This window comes from Pseudoalteromonas sp. H105, from assembly GCF_001469215.1.
Taxonomy (GTDB): domain Bacteria; phylum Pseudomonadota; class Gammaproteobacteria; order Enterobacterales; family Alteromonadaceae; genus Pseudoalteromonas.
The window spans coordinates 210,736-226,000 of record NZ_LOFH01000007.1; the positions used below are offsets into that span (position 1 = coordinate 210,736).

Genomic DNA, 15,265 nt, shown 5'->3' on the forward strand with positions numbered 1-15,265 from the left:
TTTTAGTTTAGCTATTTTTGTCATGTGATAATTTCATGTTAGGTTTTCATTAAACTGTCATAAATAATTAATAATCTACGTGCGTGATTAACCCAAAGGGGAAACTTATGCGCGTATCTTCATTTACCCGCCTCTTAGCCGTGTTACTTGCCTCTGCAAGTATACTTTTATCGGCTACATTATTTTGGGCTAGCCAAACCCTGATAAAGCTTGAACAACAAGATCAATCTTATAGCCAATTAAAGAATAAAATTCTGCTCGATCTGGAAGGGGTAATTGAAGACTATCTGGCTAAAGGTGATAGTTTGTACCTTACAAAAGCGTCTGAGCTGATCAGTGAGGTGCAGAATAATGATCTTAACATATTACCCAGCCACTTAGAGAAACAGCTAGCAGCTTTGCTTACTCAGCTTGACCAAGATATTAATGGTAAATACCGGGCATTAGGCAAATTATCGGGCAATGAGACGGCTCTTTTAGATAACGCTTTGCGCCAAATGGCAGGTTCTGCTTCTTCATTGATTAATTATGCCAATAAAGCAAATCAAGCGGGGACTCATAGCGAGGAATATTATGTGCTTGCTAGTGACTACTATAGCGAAGTTGCATCGCTTTCATTATTTACTTATCAATTAATTATTAGCTTTGATCAAGACACTAAAGATAGCTTGCTTCAAAGCGTAGCCAATTTAAATCGCATAGCACAGCAGATTAATAACCTAGATAACTTGGGTGTGATGAGTGAGGTTGATGAAGATGAACTGTTTTTTGGTGTTGAAGCTGAAGATTTAGCAGAGGAAATAAAAGCAGAAATAAGCAGCTGGCCAAACAGATACCCGCGAGATTTATCAAGTACTTTAGAGCAAACTGAGCAGCGCCAAGCTGGCATTGAGTCATTACGTGAACAAACTGCTTTGCTTTCAGAGACGGTTATTAACGCCGAGAAACAATTAAAAGTTGAACAGGCGACATTAAAAAAACATATATTTTTGGTTTGTTCAATCGCTATAAGCATGCTGGTGATTTTAGCAATCGGCGTTTATATTGTTCAGCGCAAACAAATTCTTGCGCCATTAAGGCAGTTGCGTGATGGTTTTGCATTTTTAATTGAGTCAAACGAGCTTAAAAATATTGAGAGTAAAAACTCAGAAACTGAAGTGGGTGAAATCGCTACTTACTTTAACCAATTAATTGAGCGCCAGCGATTAGAAGCACAAGAGCGAGCGCAAATGCTTAAGGTCATTAATGATTTTATGCAGGAGATGAGTGATAACCTAAATACAATTAGTCAGCAAACACATGGTAGCCATCAACAAGTAGAGCAAAATCAAGCATTGCTGCATGACATACAGCAAATTGGTGAGCAAGTTAACGACATTAATAGTCAAGTTGCTGATAACGCTAAGCAAACCTTTTCAGCGATGGAGCAAAGCTTGGGATTTGCACAAAGCATGTTAGGCGCGAGCTCAAATACGCAAACGCGTGTTGAAGGCGGTCTTAAGAGCTTACAAGAGTTACTTAGTGGTGTGCAGGATGTTGGCCAAGTGATAGAAGTGATACGTACAATTGCAGAGCAGACTAATCTACTGGCTTTGAATGCGGCGATTGAGTCTGCACGAGCCGGAGAACATGGACGAGGTTTTGCGGTTGTGGCAGACGAGGTGCGTAAACTTGCGCGCCAAACTCAGGGATCATTAAGTGATATAAACGAGCAGCTTAATTTACTGAGCGAAAACTCCAGTATGGTATCTACTCAAATTTCAGCATTAGCGGATGATGCCCAATCACAAACTAATAACGCACAAGAGCTTAAACGTAACTCTGAAGGTGTGGCTAATAATGCTCAAGATGCCAACAAGGTTGCTTTTGAGGCAATGGAGCTTGCAAAGCAGCAAAATAGGTTGCTCGAAAACTTTAGTCAGTCTATGCAAGACATGAAGGGACAGGTGAGTGAATCAAGTCACTTGGTTGAAGAAATACATGATCGATTACAGCAACAAATGAAAAATATTAAAGATAATTTAGGTTTGTAATTAAGAACCAAAATAGGCTTAAACACAGCGTTTAAGCCTATTAGTGATAAGCAATACAAACGCGCTAGGCGCTGATTACATCATGCTATCTTTTAGGTATTGAAATAACTCTTTATAGCCACGTGCTGGTTTTTCAGCTTTCACTTCTTTCGCTGCATTGCGCACTAGCTGGCGCATTTTTTGGCGTTCAAGTGATGGGTATTCTTCAATCGTTTGATTGATTAAATCATCACCTTGCTCGATCAAATCGCTGCGTAATTGCTCGATTTTTTTGATCATGACTTCCGCTTGGTTATTTTTGTTCAGCATAATGTCGATAATTGCTTTTATTTCATCGATGTTTTCAACTGTACGTAACGTTTTTGCGATGTAATTTAAGTGGCGACGATACGCATCACTTTTGTTACTAATTTTGTCTGCCACCACCATCGCTGCTTTTAAATCGTCATTAAGAGGCAAGCGCTCGCGCTGTTTTTTCCCCATTTTGGCAATATCAGAGCCTAGTTGATGAAACTCTTGCGCATCTCGCTTAAGCTCACTTTTGGATACGTAAATAATTTCTTCTTCAATTTCAGCAGGGTTGCCTTTTTTCTTCGCCATGAGGTGCTCATATAATGTCGTTAACTAACCTCATTATACGCGATTCTTTTAATGATTAATATTAGCTGATGCAATGCACTGGGTGTGTTAGCATTTAACTATATTGTAAGTGATACACGCTCAGGACCAATAACATGAAAAGCCAACAGCAAGATCCTATTTATACACAAATTTCTCAAGTAAAAGATGCCGTAGCAGAAGTGTTAGAACACGCAAAAAAACTCGGTGCTACCGGTGCTGAAGCGGCCATGTCGAGTACGTCAGGTTTATCTGTAAGTACGCGTATGGGTGAAGTTGAAACGATCGAATTTAACCAAGATGGCGGTTTAGGTATTAGTGTGTACGTGGGTAATCATAAAGGATCTGCTTCAACGGCTGATTTAAACCCTAAAACGTTACGGACTGTTGTTGAAAAAGCCATAGATATTGCAAAGTTTACGTCAGATGATCCACACAATGGTGTCGCAGATAAAGCGCTATTAGAGTTTGCGCCGTTGGATCTTGATTTATACCACCCTTGGGATGTTAGCCCGGAGCAGGGTATTGAGCTTTGCCATAGTGCGGAGCAAGCTGCACTCAATGCCGATGAGCGCATTGTTAATTCAGACGGCGCAAGTTTTTCATCTCACCAAGGTTTGCGAGTTTATGGCAATAGCCATGGCTTAATAGCAGGCTACCCACGCACGCGCCACAGCATAAGCACCATGGTTATTGGTAAAGATGGTGAACAAATGCAACGCGATTCAGCTTATACGGTTTCTCGTGAGCAAAGTGGCTTAAAAGATGCCGCGGCCGTAGGACTTGAAGCTGCAACTGAAACTTTAGCAAAATTAAACAGCCAAAAGCTGGGTACCATGAAGGTGCCTGTGATTTTCAGAGCTGATATTGCTAATTCTTTATTTGGTCACTTGGTGTCAGCCATTGGTGGTGGTGCTTTATACCGTAAATCAAGCTTTTTAATGGATAGCCTTGGCACACAAGTATTTAGTGATTGTGTAAATGTCTCAGAGCGCCCACATCTGTTAAAAGGTTTAGCGTCTACGCCTTTTGACAGCGAAGGTGTAAAGACCATTGACCGTGAAATTATTCAAGGTGGTGAATTACAAACTTATTTATTAGCCAGCTATGCAGCTCGCAAGATGAACATGGTACCGACAGGGCATGCTGGTGGCATTCATAACTGGCTAGTTGAAAAAACTCACCAGGATTTAACTGAGTTATTGAAAACGATGGGCACAGGCTTATTGGTCACTGAATTAATGGGTCAAGGTGTTAACACAGTCACAGGTGATTACTCTCGCGGTGCCGCAGGTTTTTGGGTTGAAAATGGTGAAATACAATACCCTGTTAGCGAAATTACCATTGCCGGAAAATTGCAGGATATGTTTAAAGCAATTGTAGGTTTAGGTGGTGATATAGAACGCCGTGGCGGGATTCAAACAGGTTCTGTATTGATTGAAGAAATGCAAATAGCAGGTAGCTAAATGCTTATTCTGTTTTAACTCTACTCATACTTAACGCGGTGTATACCGCGTTTTTTATTGCTGGTTTTTAATAAATAAGGTCTTTACCTCAACTTAAGTTAAGGTTTTATGATGGCTTTAATTACTTAAATAAAGGCGTTTTATTATGTATCTAGAGCATGTGAATTTGGTTGTTGATGATGTTGAAGCGATGCTACATTTTTACCAAGCCGCGTTTCCCCATTGGCGTATAAGAAGTAAGGGGCAGAGTAACTGGCATGGTAAGCCTCGCCAGTGGCTACACTTTGGTGATGACTATCAATATCTCGCTTTAAGCGATAACGGAGAGCAAAAAAATAGAGATCTTTCAGGCCATCAAGTAGGATTAGCACACTTTGCCTATGTAACTCAGAACATTGAAGCTGTGACACAACGCTTAGAGCAAGCAGGTTACAAGGTCGATAAACTGGGCGCTGATAACCCGTTTCGTAAAAATGTGTATTTTGTCGATCCTGCAGGCTTTGAGATTGAATTTGTTCAATACTTCAGTGACATACCTGCACAACGTAATAATGATTTATAAAAAGGGCGGTGCTAACGCTTAGCACCTTTTAATATTTATTCATATCTTTCCAACTCGCTTTCAGGTTGTTGGCAAATGAAACAAATTTTTCTTTTATCGTACGTTTTACTTTAATTTCTACCGAGCCAAGGATCACTTTACCTTCAATGGTAATTGTTGGGCCGTGTAATTTATTAAGTGATACCGATTTGTTTTCTACGCTGCCGACAACACTAAACATTTTTGATACCACATTGACATGTTCTGGCACATAAATCTCATCACTGCCCAATAAGCAATTAACATGCAGCGTAATATGCTGATGTTGGAATATAGCGTCTGTGAAGTCCAGCTCAATAGAGCCTAATAAATTAGTAAGATGAATTTCCTTTGGCACCACCCATTGTCCGCTTCGTTCATTTGAGCCCATAATACTTCTCAAGTGAAGAGTTTCACTGTGATTTTGGCTACTGTAATTTGGCGTAAACTGTGCGCGTTTTTCACTTTGGTATTGTGTGTCTGTTGTTAATTCAAGGTCGCTTACTAATTCGAGTAAGGCAGTGTTGTCTGTTGTAGCCATCGCTTCATCTAAGCGGCGCTCAAAAGCCTCTGCAGAGATAACGCCGTGGCTGTAATTATAGATTAATTGGTCGATAACTTGCTCACGGACTTGTTCAACAGGGCGATCTTCAATTTTAACTGGCATGGTCGTTCCTTTTCAGCAGATACTTTCGATATAGATAGTTAAATAAGCAAAGCTTAGGCCAAAATTCAAGGTTAATAAAATCAATAGCTTATGTTTTTTATATTTTTAACTATCGCAATATTAACGATAGATTAATAAATATAGCAATTAAATGGTTAAATCGACGCAGGTTAGGATAAATTACCGAGGTGTATGTAATTTATTGCCACGCCTATAAATGGGTAAAACTTTCTTCTCTTCAAATTTTGCCATGTTATAGACAAGGTTTTTTTGCCTCAAAGTAGATCGCTTAATTAAGCGAATTGGTATGACAGACGAATGCCCTGCATTACCGAGTTTTCTAATATAATATCAATTAAGAGTAGGAGCATTAGTAAGCGATATTGCGTTTTTATAATAGGTAGTAGTGAGGTGGCTAGGTGGTGTCTCTCGACTCATAAGTACACACTTATAAATATACATTTATAAGCTCAGCAAAGGTGCTAATACCTAAATTATTAAACTAGTAGCCACGTCGCAGTGCCTAAAAAGGCAAAAATTCCCACAATGTCTGTCACTGTTGTTAACACAACACTGCCTGCTAATGCTGGATCTATCTTCATTTTTTTCAATAGCAGAGGAATACTTGCCCCGGCAATACCTGCAGCAACTAAATTCATAAACATTGCAAATGCTAATACACCACCGAGCTTAAAGTCCCATTGCCACAGTGCAACAACACCAGCAATTAAAATAGACCACACCATGCCATTAATAGCACCGATTGCTAGCTCTTTTAATAATAAGAATCGTTGGTTCGTCTGATTTATATGCCCTACAGCGATACCACGGATAACCAATGTTAATGTTTGGCTACCAGCGACTCCACCCATTGATGGCACAATACCATTTAGTACGGCCAGTATAGGTAGGATAGCAAGGGTGTTTTCAAAAAAACTGGCCACAATTGCAGCTAACAATGCAGTCAGTAAATTTACACCCAACCAGATTGAACGCTTTTTAGAGCTTTTTAATACGGGAGCAAAGGTGTCTTCTTCATCATCAAGACCTGCTAGGCTCAGTAAGCTATGCTCTGCATCTTCACGAATGACGTCAACGATATCATCGATTGTGATCCGCCCTAACAAGTGATCATTATCATCAACCACAGGTGCCGAAATCCAGTTATGGCGTTCGAATAGCTGAGCGACTTCACTTTCATCCATTGCAATAGAAATAGACTCACAATCTTCATCCATTAAATCACGGATAATTTTATCAGGTGGATTGGTCAATAAGGTGGTGAGTGACATTGCGCCTAAAAAGCAGTTGTGTTTATCTACAACGTATAAGTCATCTGTTCCTTCAGGTAGTTCACCACGTAATCGCAAATAGCGTAATACAACATCAATAGTGACATCAGGGCGTATTGTCACTGTATCGGTGTTCATCAGTGCGCCAGCAGAACGCTCTTGGTATGAGAGGGCTTGTGTCGCACGCTCTCTGTCTTGGCTATCCATAGCACCAACAACGTCTTGGTAGACGGTCTCTGGTAGGCTACGTAACACTTCACCTAAATCATCATGGCTCATGTCCTCGGTAGCCGCAGCAATATGCTCTGGCTCCATTTGAGCTATGATACCCAGACGCACATCTTCTGATAATTCTTCTAAAACATCGCCTCTGACATCAGGGTCAACGAGTTGCCATAGAAGAGTACGTATCTTATGAGGTGAAGATTCAAGGAGAAGTGCAGTATCACATGGCGCTGTTTTTGCCAGCATGCGCCTTACTTGAACAAATTGACCACTGTTGAGTGACTTAGTCACCTGTTTTAGTTGTTGTAGTGGATAATCTTGTTCAAAAGCTTCTGGCATTAGCATCCTTACATCGTGAATGTTTTAAGGGTAGGTTTAAACTAATAATATTACAGTGTTTACATACGGGAATAGTCTAACGCACTTTTAGGTGACTGACCACGCACTATTCATGCTCGTGAAAGCGTTGCTCTATCAGCTCTCCAATAGAAGCTAGGGCCGGCTCTGCATCGGGGCCTTCGCACACAACTTTAACTTCTTTACCTTGGCTGCTTTCAAGTAGCATGAGACCTAATACGCTGTCACCCGCAGCTTGTTTTTCATCTTGGAAAAGCGTGATCGTTGCATCAAACTTTATGGCAAGTTGAGCTAAAACCGTTGCGGCTCTGGCATGCAAGCCTAATTTATTTTTAATTAAAAATGTACCTTCTGAACGCATAGTCAACTTCACTTGTTAGGAGTTAATCTTGTTCGCGATGGCGAATTTTTACGTTGTTATGGCTCATTGCAAAACTTTCACCTATTGTTTGTGCTAAATACACTGAGCGATGTTGGCCTCCAGTACAGCCAATTGCAATTGTTAAGTAGCTGCGGTTGTTTCGCTCTAAATGTGGGAGCCAAGTTTGCACAAAAGTTTGTATCTGCCACGTGAATTTTTGCACTATGCTGTGACTTGCCAAATAATCTTTTACAGGCTGGTCTAAACCTGTAAGCGGCTTTAACTCAGGTTCCCAATGTGGGTTTGGTAAAAAGCGGGCATCAAATACGTAATCAGCTTGCTTGGGGATGCCGTGTTTAAAGCCAAAAGATTGAAATGTAATGATCAGAGTTTTATCTTTTTTACCTAATATTTTTTCTCTAATCGACTCTGCCAATTGATGTACACTCAATTCAGTCGTGTCTAAAATAAAGTCTGCACGTGTGATGAGCACATCAAGTAATACTTTTTCTTGTTTAATTGCTAAATCAAGCGGTAAGCAGTCTATTGAAAGAGGATGCAACCGCCTCGTCTCAGAAAAGCGCTTAATAAGCGTTTGATCATCACTGTCGAGGTAAAACAAGGTTGGGTTTGCAAAGCCAGGCAAGTACTCAAGGATGTCATTAAACTCTTCTTGTTCTTTGGGTAAGTTACGCACATCAATGCTAACAGCAATCTTATCGTAGTTTTCTGAGACACTACGTACCAATGAGGGGAGTAAATTGACTGGAATATTATCAACACAATAATAGCCAAGATCCTCTAAAACTCGAAGTGCGACTGATTTACCTGAACCAGAACGCCCACTGATAATGATCAACTCCATGTAACCTCTCCTTTGCTTTCTTAAGACTGCTCAACAATAACTTGATATAAATCGTGGTCTGTTTTTGCGCTACGTAGTTGTTTACAAAACTCTTTATCGTTAAGTTTATCAGCAATTGTAGCCAACGTCTTCAAATGAAGTTGGCAGTCGCCATCAGGTACAATGAGTGCAACAAAAATATCTACAGGGCGATTATCAATAGCATCAAAGTTAATTGGCGTTTCACTTACTAATATTAGTGCTAGAGGAGATTCTGCGCCACTCATACGACCGTGTGGAATCGCTATGCCTCTACCAATGCCCGTGCTACCAAGCTTTTCCCTATTTAGTAATGCGTTCAGTATCTCTTGCTGTGTAAGGTGAGGTAGCTTTTCATGAGCCAATTGGCTAATAAATTCTAAAATTCGTTTTTTGCTATTAAAAAGGACCGCAGCTTTACTGCAGTCCTCAGAAGTAAGTGAACTTAATTTCATAGTATTAGTGTCGAGCGTGCTTCTCTTTGTGTTTGATTACTTGGCGGTCTAATTTATCAATCAGTCCGTCAATCGCAGCATACATATCTTGATGTTCTGTGGAAGCAAATAAATCAGCACCGCTAACATGTATTGTGGCTTCTGCTTTTTGACTTAATTTTTCTACGTCAAGAATCACATGTACATTGTTAATACTATCAAAGTGCCTTTCAAGCTTCGCAAACTTATTGTATACATAGTCTCTAAGTGAATCGGTAATCTCTACGTGGCGACCAGTTAAATTAATTTGCATAAGCATTTTCCTTCTTTGTTTTTACGCCTTAAATCAAACTCTTTCTTTGATTTGACGGTGGAATAGCTAGCGACTCACGATATTTTGCAATTGTGCGTCTAGCTACTTTGATACCTTGCTCAGCCAATATATCTGCAATTTTACTATCACTCAATGGTTTCGCTGAGTTTTCTGCACTAATTAGCTTCTTGATTAATGCGCGAATAGCTGTAGAAGAGCACTCTCCGCCATTTTCGGTACTTACATGGCTTGAGAAAAAATACTTTAACTCAAAAATACCACGCGGCGTATGCATATATTTCTGAGTCGTTACACGTGAAATTGTTGACTCATGCATCTCTACCATTTCAGCTACGTCATTAAGTACCATTGGGCGCATAGCTTCAGGGCCGTGTTCAAAAAAACCTTGCTGTTGTTTTACAATGCAATTAGTGACTTTGAGCAATGTTTCATTACGGCTTTCCAAGCTCTTAATAAACCATTTCGCTTCTTGCAGATGTGAACGGATAAACTGACTGTCGCTGCTCGATTTTACTGACCGAGACATTGCAGCATATTGGCTGTTCACTCTAATTTTGGGCATGCTGTCTGGGTTTAACTCCACCATCCAGCGGCCTTTAACCTTTTTCACTGAGACATCTGGGATAACATACTCTGATTCTTCGCGCACAATTGTATCTGCGGGCTTTGGATTCAGGCTGTGTATCAGTGTCATGACTTCTTTTAATTCATCTTCTTTAAGCTTAGTCTTTTTCATCAAAGTGCGATAGTCGCGACTCGCTAAAAGATCGATATACTCTGTTAGAATCATTTTCGTTTCTGCAAGCCAAGGTGTTGCAGGGTCAAATTGGTTGAGTTGTATACATAAACACTCTTGTAAGCTGCGCGCGGCAATCCCTATTGGGTCAAATAATTGAATTCGCTTTAAAACAGCCTGAACTTCATCAAGTTCTATTTCTTCTTCGTTATTATCTTTATTTAAGCTTTCAACAATGTCTTCGCAGCTCAGTGTTAAAATACCCGATTCATCAATCGCTTCAACAATCGCAATGGCTATCGCTTCGTCAGTTGGGCTAAATGGCGTTAATTGCAGCTGCCACATGATATATTCATGGAGTGTTTCCGTAGAAGCACCTTGGTATATAGATTCGTCTTCAGGCATCGGACCCGATGAGCTAGAAGGCGCAGCGCTCATATATTCGTCCCATGTTACATCCATGGCCATTTCATCGCTGACAGTTTCTTTATTGAGTGCTTCACTGCTTTCTTGTTCGTACTCACTCGGTGTTTCATCTGCTGAAGCGCTAACAGTTACATCATCGGTGTCTTGTTTTTGCTCATTTTTGCCTGCAGTTTCATCACTAAATTCATGCTCTTCTACTTCAAGTAAAGGATTACTATCGAGTGCTTCTTGAATTTCTTGTTGGAGATCCAATGTACTTAGTTGCAACAAACGAATCGCTTGCTGCAACTGAGGTGTCATTGTCAATTGCTGGCCCATGCGCAGCTGGAGTGATTGCCTCATGTATCTTTAACAATCCTTTTATTATGTAGTCAGAGTTAAGTTTAGCAGATAGTTCGCTGAGTGTTGGTTTATAGCCTAAATTGCTCACCCAGATAAACATCGCGTACTGTTTGGTCGGCAAGTACATGTTCAGGAGTGCCTGAAGCAATCAACTCGCCATGAGAAACAATGTAGGCTTTTTCACAAACATCAAGGGTTTCTCGTACATTATGATCAGTGATTAACACCCCGATACCTCGGTTTTTAAGGTGTTCAATGATCTTCTTTATATCTAACACCGAAATTGGATCAACACCAGCAAAAGGCTCATCTAATAGAATAAACTTAGGGTTTGCGGCTAATGCGCGTGCAATTTCAACACGGCGGCGTTCGCCACCAGATAAAGCCATACCTTGGCTATCACGAATATGCTGTATGCTAAATTCATCAAGCAGGCCATCTAAGGCTTGCTCTCTGCTTTGTTTATTCAACTCTCTTCGTGTTTCTAAAATTGCCATCAAGTTTTGATAAACAGTTAACTTACGAAAAATAGACGACTCTTGGGGTAAATAACCAATACCTAATCGCGCGCGACTATGCATAGGCAGTAACGTAATGTCGTTATCATCAATGCTGATTTTGCCTTTATCGCTGGGCACTAAGCCGACAATCATATAGAAAGTTGTTGTTTTACCAGCCCCATTTGGGCCGAGTAGCCCAACGATGCTGCCTGCACTCACTTCCAGTCCTACACTTTTTACAACTTGGCGGCCTTTGTAGCTTTTTGCTAAAAATTCAGCTTTTAATACACTCATGGCTGACCTTTTGACTTTGTTTTTTTATTTTCAACAGGCACCAAAATTGTATGGACGCGATCATCTGAATCTTCATCTTTTTGCGCACTAATTAATTGCTGCTGCATATCGTATGAGATGCTTTTTGCATTAATTTTTTGACCCGCCTGTGTGACTTGGGCATTGCCGATTAAAGTTAAATAGCGCTCGGCAACGTCATAGCGGACTTCGTTTGCGCTTGCGCTCATAATTGAGCCATCAGCTTGTCTTTCTTCAAAGTAAGCAGGGTTACCTGTTGCTATGAGCAGTTGTTTATTCTCACCGAGTTTATCGCGTTTGTGCACTTCTAAACGGTCAGCCGTAATACGGCGTGCGCCATGAATAATTTCAACATTTGATTCGAAAATACCGACGTTAGATTTCAGCTGTGCTTGTTGTTTATCTGCACTAATAGATACTTGGTTTGCAGCGGGCAGGTCACTTTGCGCAATGCTTGAGTAAGCAACGAATAGGCTTGGGATTACAAGCAACTGTGCAAGTTTATTGGTCATAATATATGGTTCGCGTATGGTTGATTAGTTCTATTACTTCGGCTTTTAAATCGGCTTGTAGCCCGCGCCCAGTAATTTTCAAATTTGGGCCAATTAATTCAACTGGTTGCTCGGAGCCCATTGTTTGTAGCTCGATATCAACGTGAATGTTATTAGCATTAATATGTTCAATCATGGCGTTATCAGTCAAATTTTTCGCGACGACATCACCTTCTAAAATTAACTGTTTATTTTCATACAAAGTGGCTTCATTTGCATTGATCTGCCACGTTTTTTGTTGATTGTATAGTGTAAAAATGGGCTTTTCAAAATAAGTAAACCCAAGCTGTTGGTATAGCTCCATTTTTGCTGCTGTTACTTTGTGACTAATTTTACCCTGAGCATCAAAGGCCGTTTGTTTTAAGGCTACAGCTGTGTAATCGGGTTCAGCAATAATATCATCTTTAATCATTGTTTCAGTGGGTGTTTGATTTAAGTAGGGGTACCAAAGCCAAACCATGCAGCCAATAAAGAGTACGCTTAAAATTAAACGCGCACTATTCATGAGCTACTACCGTCAGTGGTGAGCGATACGCCATTTTCAAGCATCAATAAATCGGTAAGCTCCCTTACAGCCCCAAAACCACCGGGTAAAAGCGTAGTATAATGCGCGATTCGTTTTATCAACGGGTGGGCATCATTTACTGCAACAGCAAAACCAACCTGTTCCATTACAGGTAAATCAGGGCCATCATCACCGATGTAAGCAATTTCATCATCAGTTAAAGCCAGCGAATCTTTTAACTCTTGATAGGCTTGCAACTTATTTTCTTGGCCTTGGTAAATATATTTAACAGTGAGACTAGTCATACGCTGCTGAACAATATGTGAATGGCGACCTGTAATGACTGCCACCTCAATACCGCTATTTATTAATGCTTTAATACCAAAACCATCTTTAGTGTTAAAGGCTTTTAGCTCTTCACCTTGATTGCCAAGGTAAATACGGCCATCAGAAAAAACACCATCGATATCGCATATTAGTAACTTTATCTTTTTTGCTCTTGTTTGAGCATCTTGGCTCAATGATTGGTATAAATCAGCAAACTGCATTTATAAAACTCCTGCTTTTAGCAAGTCTTGCATATTAAGCGCGCCAACGGGGCATTGGTTATCATCGATAACAATAAGGCCATTTATTCGTTTACGTTCCATGATATTGAGCGCTTCAGCAGCAAGCATATCGGCTGTTGCTGTAGTACAAGAGCGAGTCATAACATCACAGATAAGCGTATTGTGGATATCAATGCGCTGCTCTAAAATTCTTCGCAAATCACCATCTGTAAAAAGTCCTGTTAATTGCCCTGTATCATTAACAATAGCGGTCATACCCAGCCCTTTGGCTGACATTTCAATTAAGGCATCTTTTATGCGCTGAGTATCTCTAATGATAGGTGTTGCATCACCATCGTGCATTAAGTCTTTTAAACACAATAATAAACGTTTACCAAGACTTCCACCTGGGTGAGACAGTGCAAAGTCATCCGCGGTAAAGCCTCTTGTTTCAAGTAAAGCGACAGCAATGGCATCGCCCATCGCAAGTGTGGCTGTGGTGCTTGCTGTAGGGGCTAACCCAAGCGGGCAAGCTTCTTGTGACACTTTTATACAGACATGTGCATCCGCCCATTTTGCCATCGAAGAGGTTTGGTTTCCTGTCATAGCAACCATTTTAGCCCCGATGCGCTTGATTACGGGAATAATATTGAGTACTTCGCTGGTTTCGCCGGAGTTTGATATAAGCATAACGACATCATTTTGCGTGATCATCCCTAAATCGCCATGGCTTGCTTCGCCTGGGTGAACAAAAAATGCGGGAGTGCCTGTGCTTGCAAGTGTTGCGGCAATTTTATTACCAATGTGGCCAGACTTACCCATACCAACAACAACGACTCTTCCTTGGCATTGGAACATTAATTGACATGCATGATTAAAGTTATCATCCAAATACTGAATAATATCATCAAGGGCTTGGCGCTCAATCTTGAGTACTTTCTTACCTTGTTCGATAAAATCTAACTGCGTCATATGTTATCCGTTTTAATTGGCTTTAAGCTACTTGGCTAAAAATATAGCCTTGATATGCTATGAATGCAGTGAGTAGTATACCACCTTCCATTCTGTTTATGCGCTGAGTGCCTCTGATGCTAATAGACATAGCGATAAGCGCGATAGTTGCTCCAATCATAATGAGTGCATCACGATTTGCGGCAGATGGATCTATAATTGATGGGTTTATAATACCTGCTAAAGGCAAAACGGCTAATAAATTAAATATGTTTGAACCAACAATATTACCTAGTGCAAGGTCATCCTCGTTTTTTAACACTCCAGCAATACAGGCTGCTAATTCAGGTAAGCTTGTGCCAATGGCAATAATTGTTAAACCAATAACAAGGTCGCTCAAGCCAAAATACTTTGCGATATCAACAGCTGAACCAACGAGAAAATGTGAACTCAATGGTAGCAATACCATACCTATTACGAGCCAAAACAAAGCTGTTTTAGTTGGCACGTTATCTGGCACGTCTTCACACGCTTCATTAACAAAGGGGTCATCAGCTTGGTTTTTTGCACGAATAGAAATGATGATCAGTCCGACGATAAATATGATAAACGCAATTAATAATGCGATACCTTCGGCAAATGAGAAATAGTTATCAGAAAAAACATACCATGCACCCAAAGAAACGATTAATACAAGTGGCATTTCACGTTTAAGCGTTGTGGATGACACTAGAAGAGGGCGAAGAAGAGCTGTGAGGCCGAGCACTAGCAAAATGTTAGTGATATTTGAACCAACAGCATTGCCTACAGCTGTGTCTGTTTTACCCGCTAGGGCGGCTGACGCAGAGACCATCATTTCAGGAGCAGAAGATCCCATAGCAACAACCGTCAAACCAACAATTAATGTCGGTACGCCAAAGTTTTTTGCCAGCGCAGCTGCGCCATAAACAAAGCGATCTGCGCTCCAAACAAGCCCAGCAAATCCAAGAACCAAAATGACAAAAGAAGTCACCATTACACTACGCCAATTACTTAATATCAGATTGAGTTAAATAATATCAAAAGCCAGCTTGAAAGTATAAATAAAAGAATCAGGTCAACTTGTTAGCAAAACGTTATTAGTATGAATAAAAATACAACGTTA

General features: G+C 40.5%; 17 protein-coding genes. 3 read left to right on the plus strand and 14 right to left on the minus strand.

Annotation, left to right across the window (positions count from 1 at the left end):
• The first annotated feature begins 107 nt into the window (after positions 1–107).
• Complete coding sequence (locus tag ATS75_RS13460; RefSeq protein WP_058560935.1) at positions 108–2,033, plus strand: methyl-accepting chemotaxis protein; 1,926 nt, start codon at positions 108–110, stop codon at positions 2,031–2,033.
• 75 nt (positions 2,034–2,108) lie between these two features.
• Here the strand turns inward: ATS75_RS13460 and yjgA are convergent, their stop codons facing one another.
• Positions 2,109–2,633: a ribosome biogenesis factor YjgA gene (yjgA, locus tag ATS75_RS13465; protein WP_058560936.1), complete on the minus strand. Its 525-nt coding sequence runs from the start codon at positions 2,631–2,633 to the stop codon at positions 2,109–2,111.
• A 134-nt stretch (positions 2,634–2,767) separates the two neighbouring features.
• Between yjgA and pmbA the strand changes: the two genes are divergently transcribed.
• Entirely contained in the window at positions 2,768–4,117 is a 1,350-nt protein-coding gene (pmbA, locus tag ATS75_RS13470; RefSeq protein ID WP_058560937.1) for a metalloprotease PmbA, read from the plus strand.
• 145 nt (positions 4,118–4,262) lie between these two features.
• Positions 4,263–4,679 (plus strand): VOC family protein, encoded by a 417-nt coding sequence (locus tag ATS75_RS13475; protein ID WP_058560938.1) that lies wholly within the window; start codon positions 4,263–4,265, stop codon positions 4,677–4,679.
• A 28-nt stretch (positions 4,680–4,707) separates the two neighbouring features.
• Here the strand turns inward: ATS75_RS13475 and ATS75_RS13480 are convergent, their stop codons facing one another.
• From ATS75_RS13480 to ATS75_RS13540, 13 genes are all read right to left on the minus strand, one after another.
• Complete coding sequence (locus tag ATS75_RS13480) at positions 4,708–5,364, minus strand: LiaF domain-containing protein (protein WP_058560939.1); 657 nt, start codon at positions 5,362–5,364, stop codon at positions 4,708–4,710.
• Positions 5,365–5,861: 497 nt separating this feature from the next.
• Positions 5,862–7,220, minus strand: a complete 1,359-nt coding sequence (gene mgtE, locus ATS75_RS13485) for a magnesium transporter (protein ID WP_058560940.1) — start codon at positions 7,218–7,220, stop codon at positions 5,862–5,864.
• Positions 7,221–7,326: 106 nt separating this feature from the next.
• Positions 7,327–7,599 carry an HPr family phosphocarrier protein gene (locus ATS75_RS13490; protein ID WP_058560941.1) on the minus strand — a complete coding sequence of 91 codons (273 nt, stop codon included), beginning with the start codon at positions 7,597–7,599 and terminating at the stop codon, positions 7,327–7,329.
• A 22-nt stretch (positions 7,600–7,621) separates the two neighbouring features.
• A complete protein-coding gene (rapZ, locus tag ATS75_RS13495; protein WP_058560942.1) occupies positions 7,622–8,464 on the minus strand; it encodes an RNase adapter RapZ in 843 nt (280 codons plus the stop codon).
• Between the two features lie 20 nt (positions 8,465–8,484).
• Positions 8,485–8,937 (minus strand): PTS IIA-like nitrogen regulatory protein PtsN, encoded by a 453-nt coding sequence (gene ptsN / locus ATS75_RS13500; protein ID WP_058560943.1) that lies wholly within the window; start codon positions 8,935–8,937, stop codon positions 8,485–8,487.
• Between the two features lie 4 nt (positions 8,938–8,941).
• Positions 8,942–9,229 carry a ribosome hibernation promoting factor gene (gene hpf, locus ATS75_RS13505; RefSeq protein WP_058560944.1) on the minus strand — a complete coding sequence of 96 codons (288 nt, stop codon included), beginning with the start codon at positions 9,227–9,229 and terminating at the stop codon, positions 8,942–8,944.
• Between the two features lie 28 nt (positions 9,230–9,257).
• Positions 9,258–10,754 (minus strand): RNA polymerase factor sigma-54, encoded by a 1,497-nt coding sequence (locus tag ATS75_RS13510; RefSeq protein WP_058560945.1) that lies wholly within the window; start codon positions 10,752–10,754, stop codon positions 9,258–9,260.
• Between the two features lie 68 nt (positions 10,755–10,822).
• Positions 10,823–11,548, minus strand: coding sequence for an LPS export ABC transporter ATP-binding protein (lptB, locus tag ATS75_RS13515; protein ID WP_058560946.1), 726 nt, complete (start codon positions 11,546–11,548; stop codon positions 10,823–10,825).
• Positions 11,545–12,078 carry a lipopolysaccharide transport periplasmic protein LptA gene (lptA, locus tag ATS75_RS13520; RefSeq protein ID WP_058560947.1) on the minus strand — a complete coding sequence of 178 codons (534 nt, stop codon included), beginning with the start codon at positions 12,076–12,078 and terminating at the stop codon, positions 11,545–11,547. Before lptA ends, lptB begins: the two co-directional genes overlap by 4 nt.
• On the minus strand, positions 12,068–12,622 hold the full coding sequence (gene lptC, locus ATS75_RS13525) for an LPS export ABC transporter periplasmic protein LptC (RefSeq protein ID WP_058560948.1): 555 nt from the start codon (positions 12,620–12,622) through the stop codon (positions 12,068–12,070). The genes lptA and lptC overlap by 11 nt, the downstream gene beginning before the upstream one ends.
• Entirely contained in the window at positions 12,619–13,170 is a 552-nt protein-coding gene (kdsC, locus tag ATS75_RS13530; protein ID WP_058560949.1) for a 3-deoxy-manno-octulosonate-8-phosphatase KdsC, read from the minus strand. Before kdsC ends, lptC begins: the two co-directional genes overlap by 4 nt.
• Positions 13,171–14,142 carry a KpsF/GutQ family sugar-phosphate isomerase gene (locus ATS75_RS13535; RefSeq protein WP_058560950.1) on the minus strand — a complete coding sequence of 324 codons (972 nt, stop codon included), beginning with the start codon at positions 14,140–14,142 and terminating at the stop codon, positions 13,171–13,173. It lies immediately after the preceding gene.
• A gap of 22 nt (positions 14,143–14,164) precedes the next feature.
• Positions 14,165–15,136, minus strand: a complete 972-nt coding sequence (locus tag ATS75_RS13540; RefSeq protein WP_058560951.1) for a calcium/sodium antiporter — start codon at positions 15,134–15,136, stop codon at positions 14,165–14,167.
• Positions 15,137–15,265 lie beyond the last annotated feature (129 nt).

Coding starts and splice junctions, on each gene's coding strand:
- ATS75_RS13535 (WP_058560950.1), bottom strand. CDS start 14,142: ATGACGCAGTTAGATTTTATCGAACAAGGTAAGAAAGTACTCAAGATT.
- ATS75_RS13475 (WP_058560938.1), top strand. CDS start 4,263: ATGTATCTAGAGCATGTGAATTTGGTTGTTGATGATGTTGAAGCGATG.
- hpf (WP_058560944.1), bottom strand. CDS start 9,229: ATGCAAATTAATTTAACTGGTCGCCACGTAGAGATTACCGATTCACTT.
- mgtE (WP_058560940.1), bottom strand. CDS start 7,220: ATGCCAGAAGCTTTTGAACAAGATTATCCACTACAACAACTAAAACAG.
- lptB (WP_058560946.1), bottom strand. CDS start 11,548: ATGAGTGTATTAAAAGCTGAATTTTTAGCAAAAAGCTACAAAGGCCGC.
- rapZ (WP_058560942.1), bottom strand. CDS start 8,464: ATGGAGTTGATCATTATCAGTGGGCGTTCTGGTTCAGGTAAATCAGTC.
- lptA (WP_058560947.1), bottom strand. CDS start 12,078: ATGACCAATAAACTTGCACAGTTGCTTGTAATCCCAAGCCTATTCGTT.
- ATS75_RS13490 (WP_058560941.1), bottom strand. CDS start 7,599: ATGCGTTCAGAAGGTACATTTTTAATTAAAAATAAATTAGGCTTGCAT.
- ATS75_RS13510 (WP_058560945.1), bottom strand. CDS start 10,754: ATGAGGCAATCACTCCAGCTGCGCATGGGCCAGCAATTGACAATGACA.
- ATS75_RS13540 (WP_058560951.1), bottom strand. CDS start 15,136: ATGGTGACTTCTTTTGTCATTTTGGTTCTTGGATTTGCTGGGCTTGTT.
- yjgA (WP_058560936.1), bottom strand. CDS start 2,633: ATGGCGAAGAAAAAAGGCAACCCTGCTGAAATTGAAGAAGAAATTATT.
- lptC (WP_058560948.1), bottom strand. CDS start 12,622: ATGAATAGTGCGCGTTTAATTTTAAGCGTACTCTTTATTGGCTGCATG.
- ATS75_RS13460 (WP_058560935.1), top strand. CDS start 108: ATGCGCGTATCTTCATTTACCCGCCTCTTAGCCGTGTTACTTGCCTCT.
- ptsN (WP_058560943.1), bottom strand. CDS start 8,937: ATGAAATTAAGTTCACTTACTTCTGAGGACTGCAGTAAAGCTGCGGTC.
- kdsC (WP_058560949.1), bottom strand. CDS start 13,170: ATGCAGTTTGCTGATTTATACCAATCATTGAGCCAAGATGCTCAAACA.
- pmbA (WP_058560937.1), top strand. CDS start 2,768: ATGAAAAGCCAACAGCAAGATCCTATTTATACACAAATTTCTCAAGTA.
- ATS75_RS13480 (WP_058560939.1), bottom strand. CDS start 5,364: ATGCCAGTTAAAATTGAAGATCGCCCTGTTGAACAAGTCCGTGAGCAA.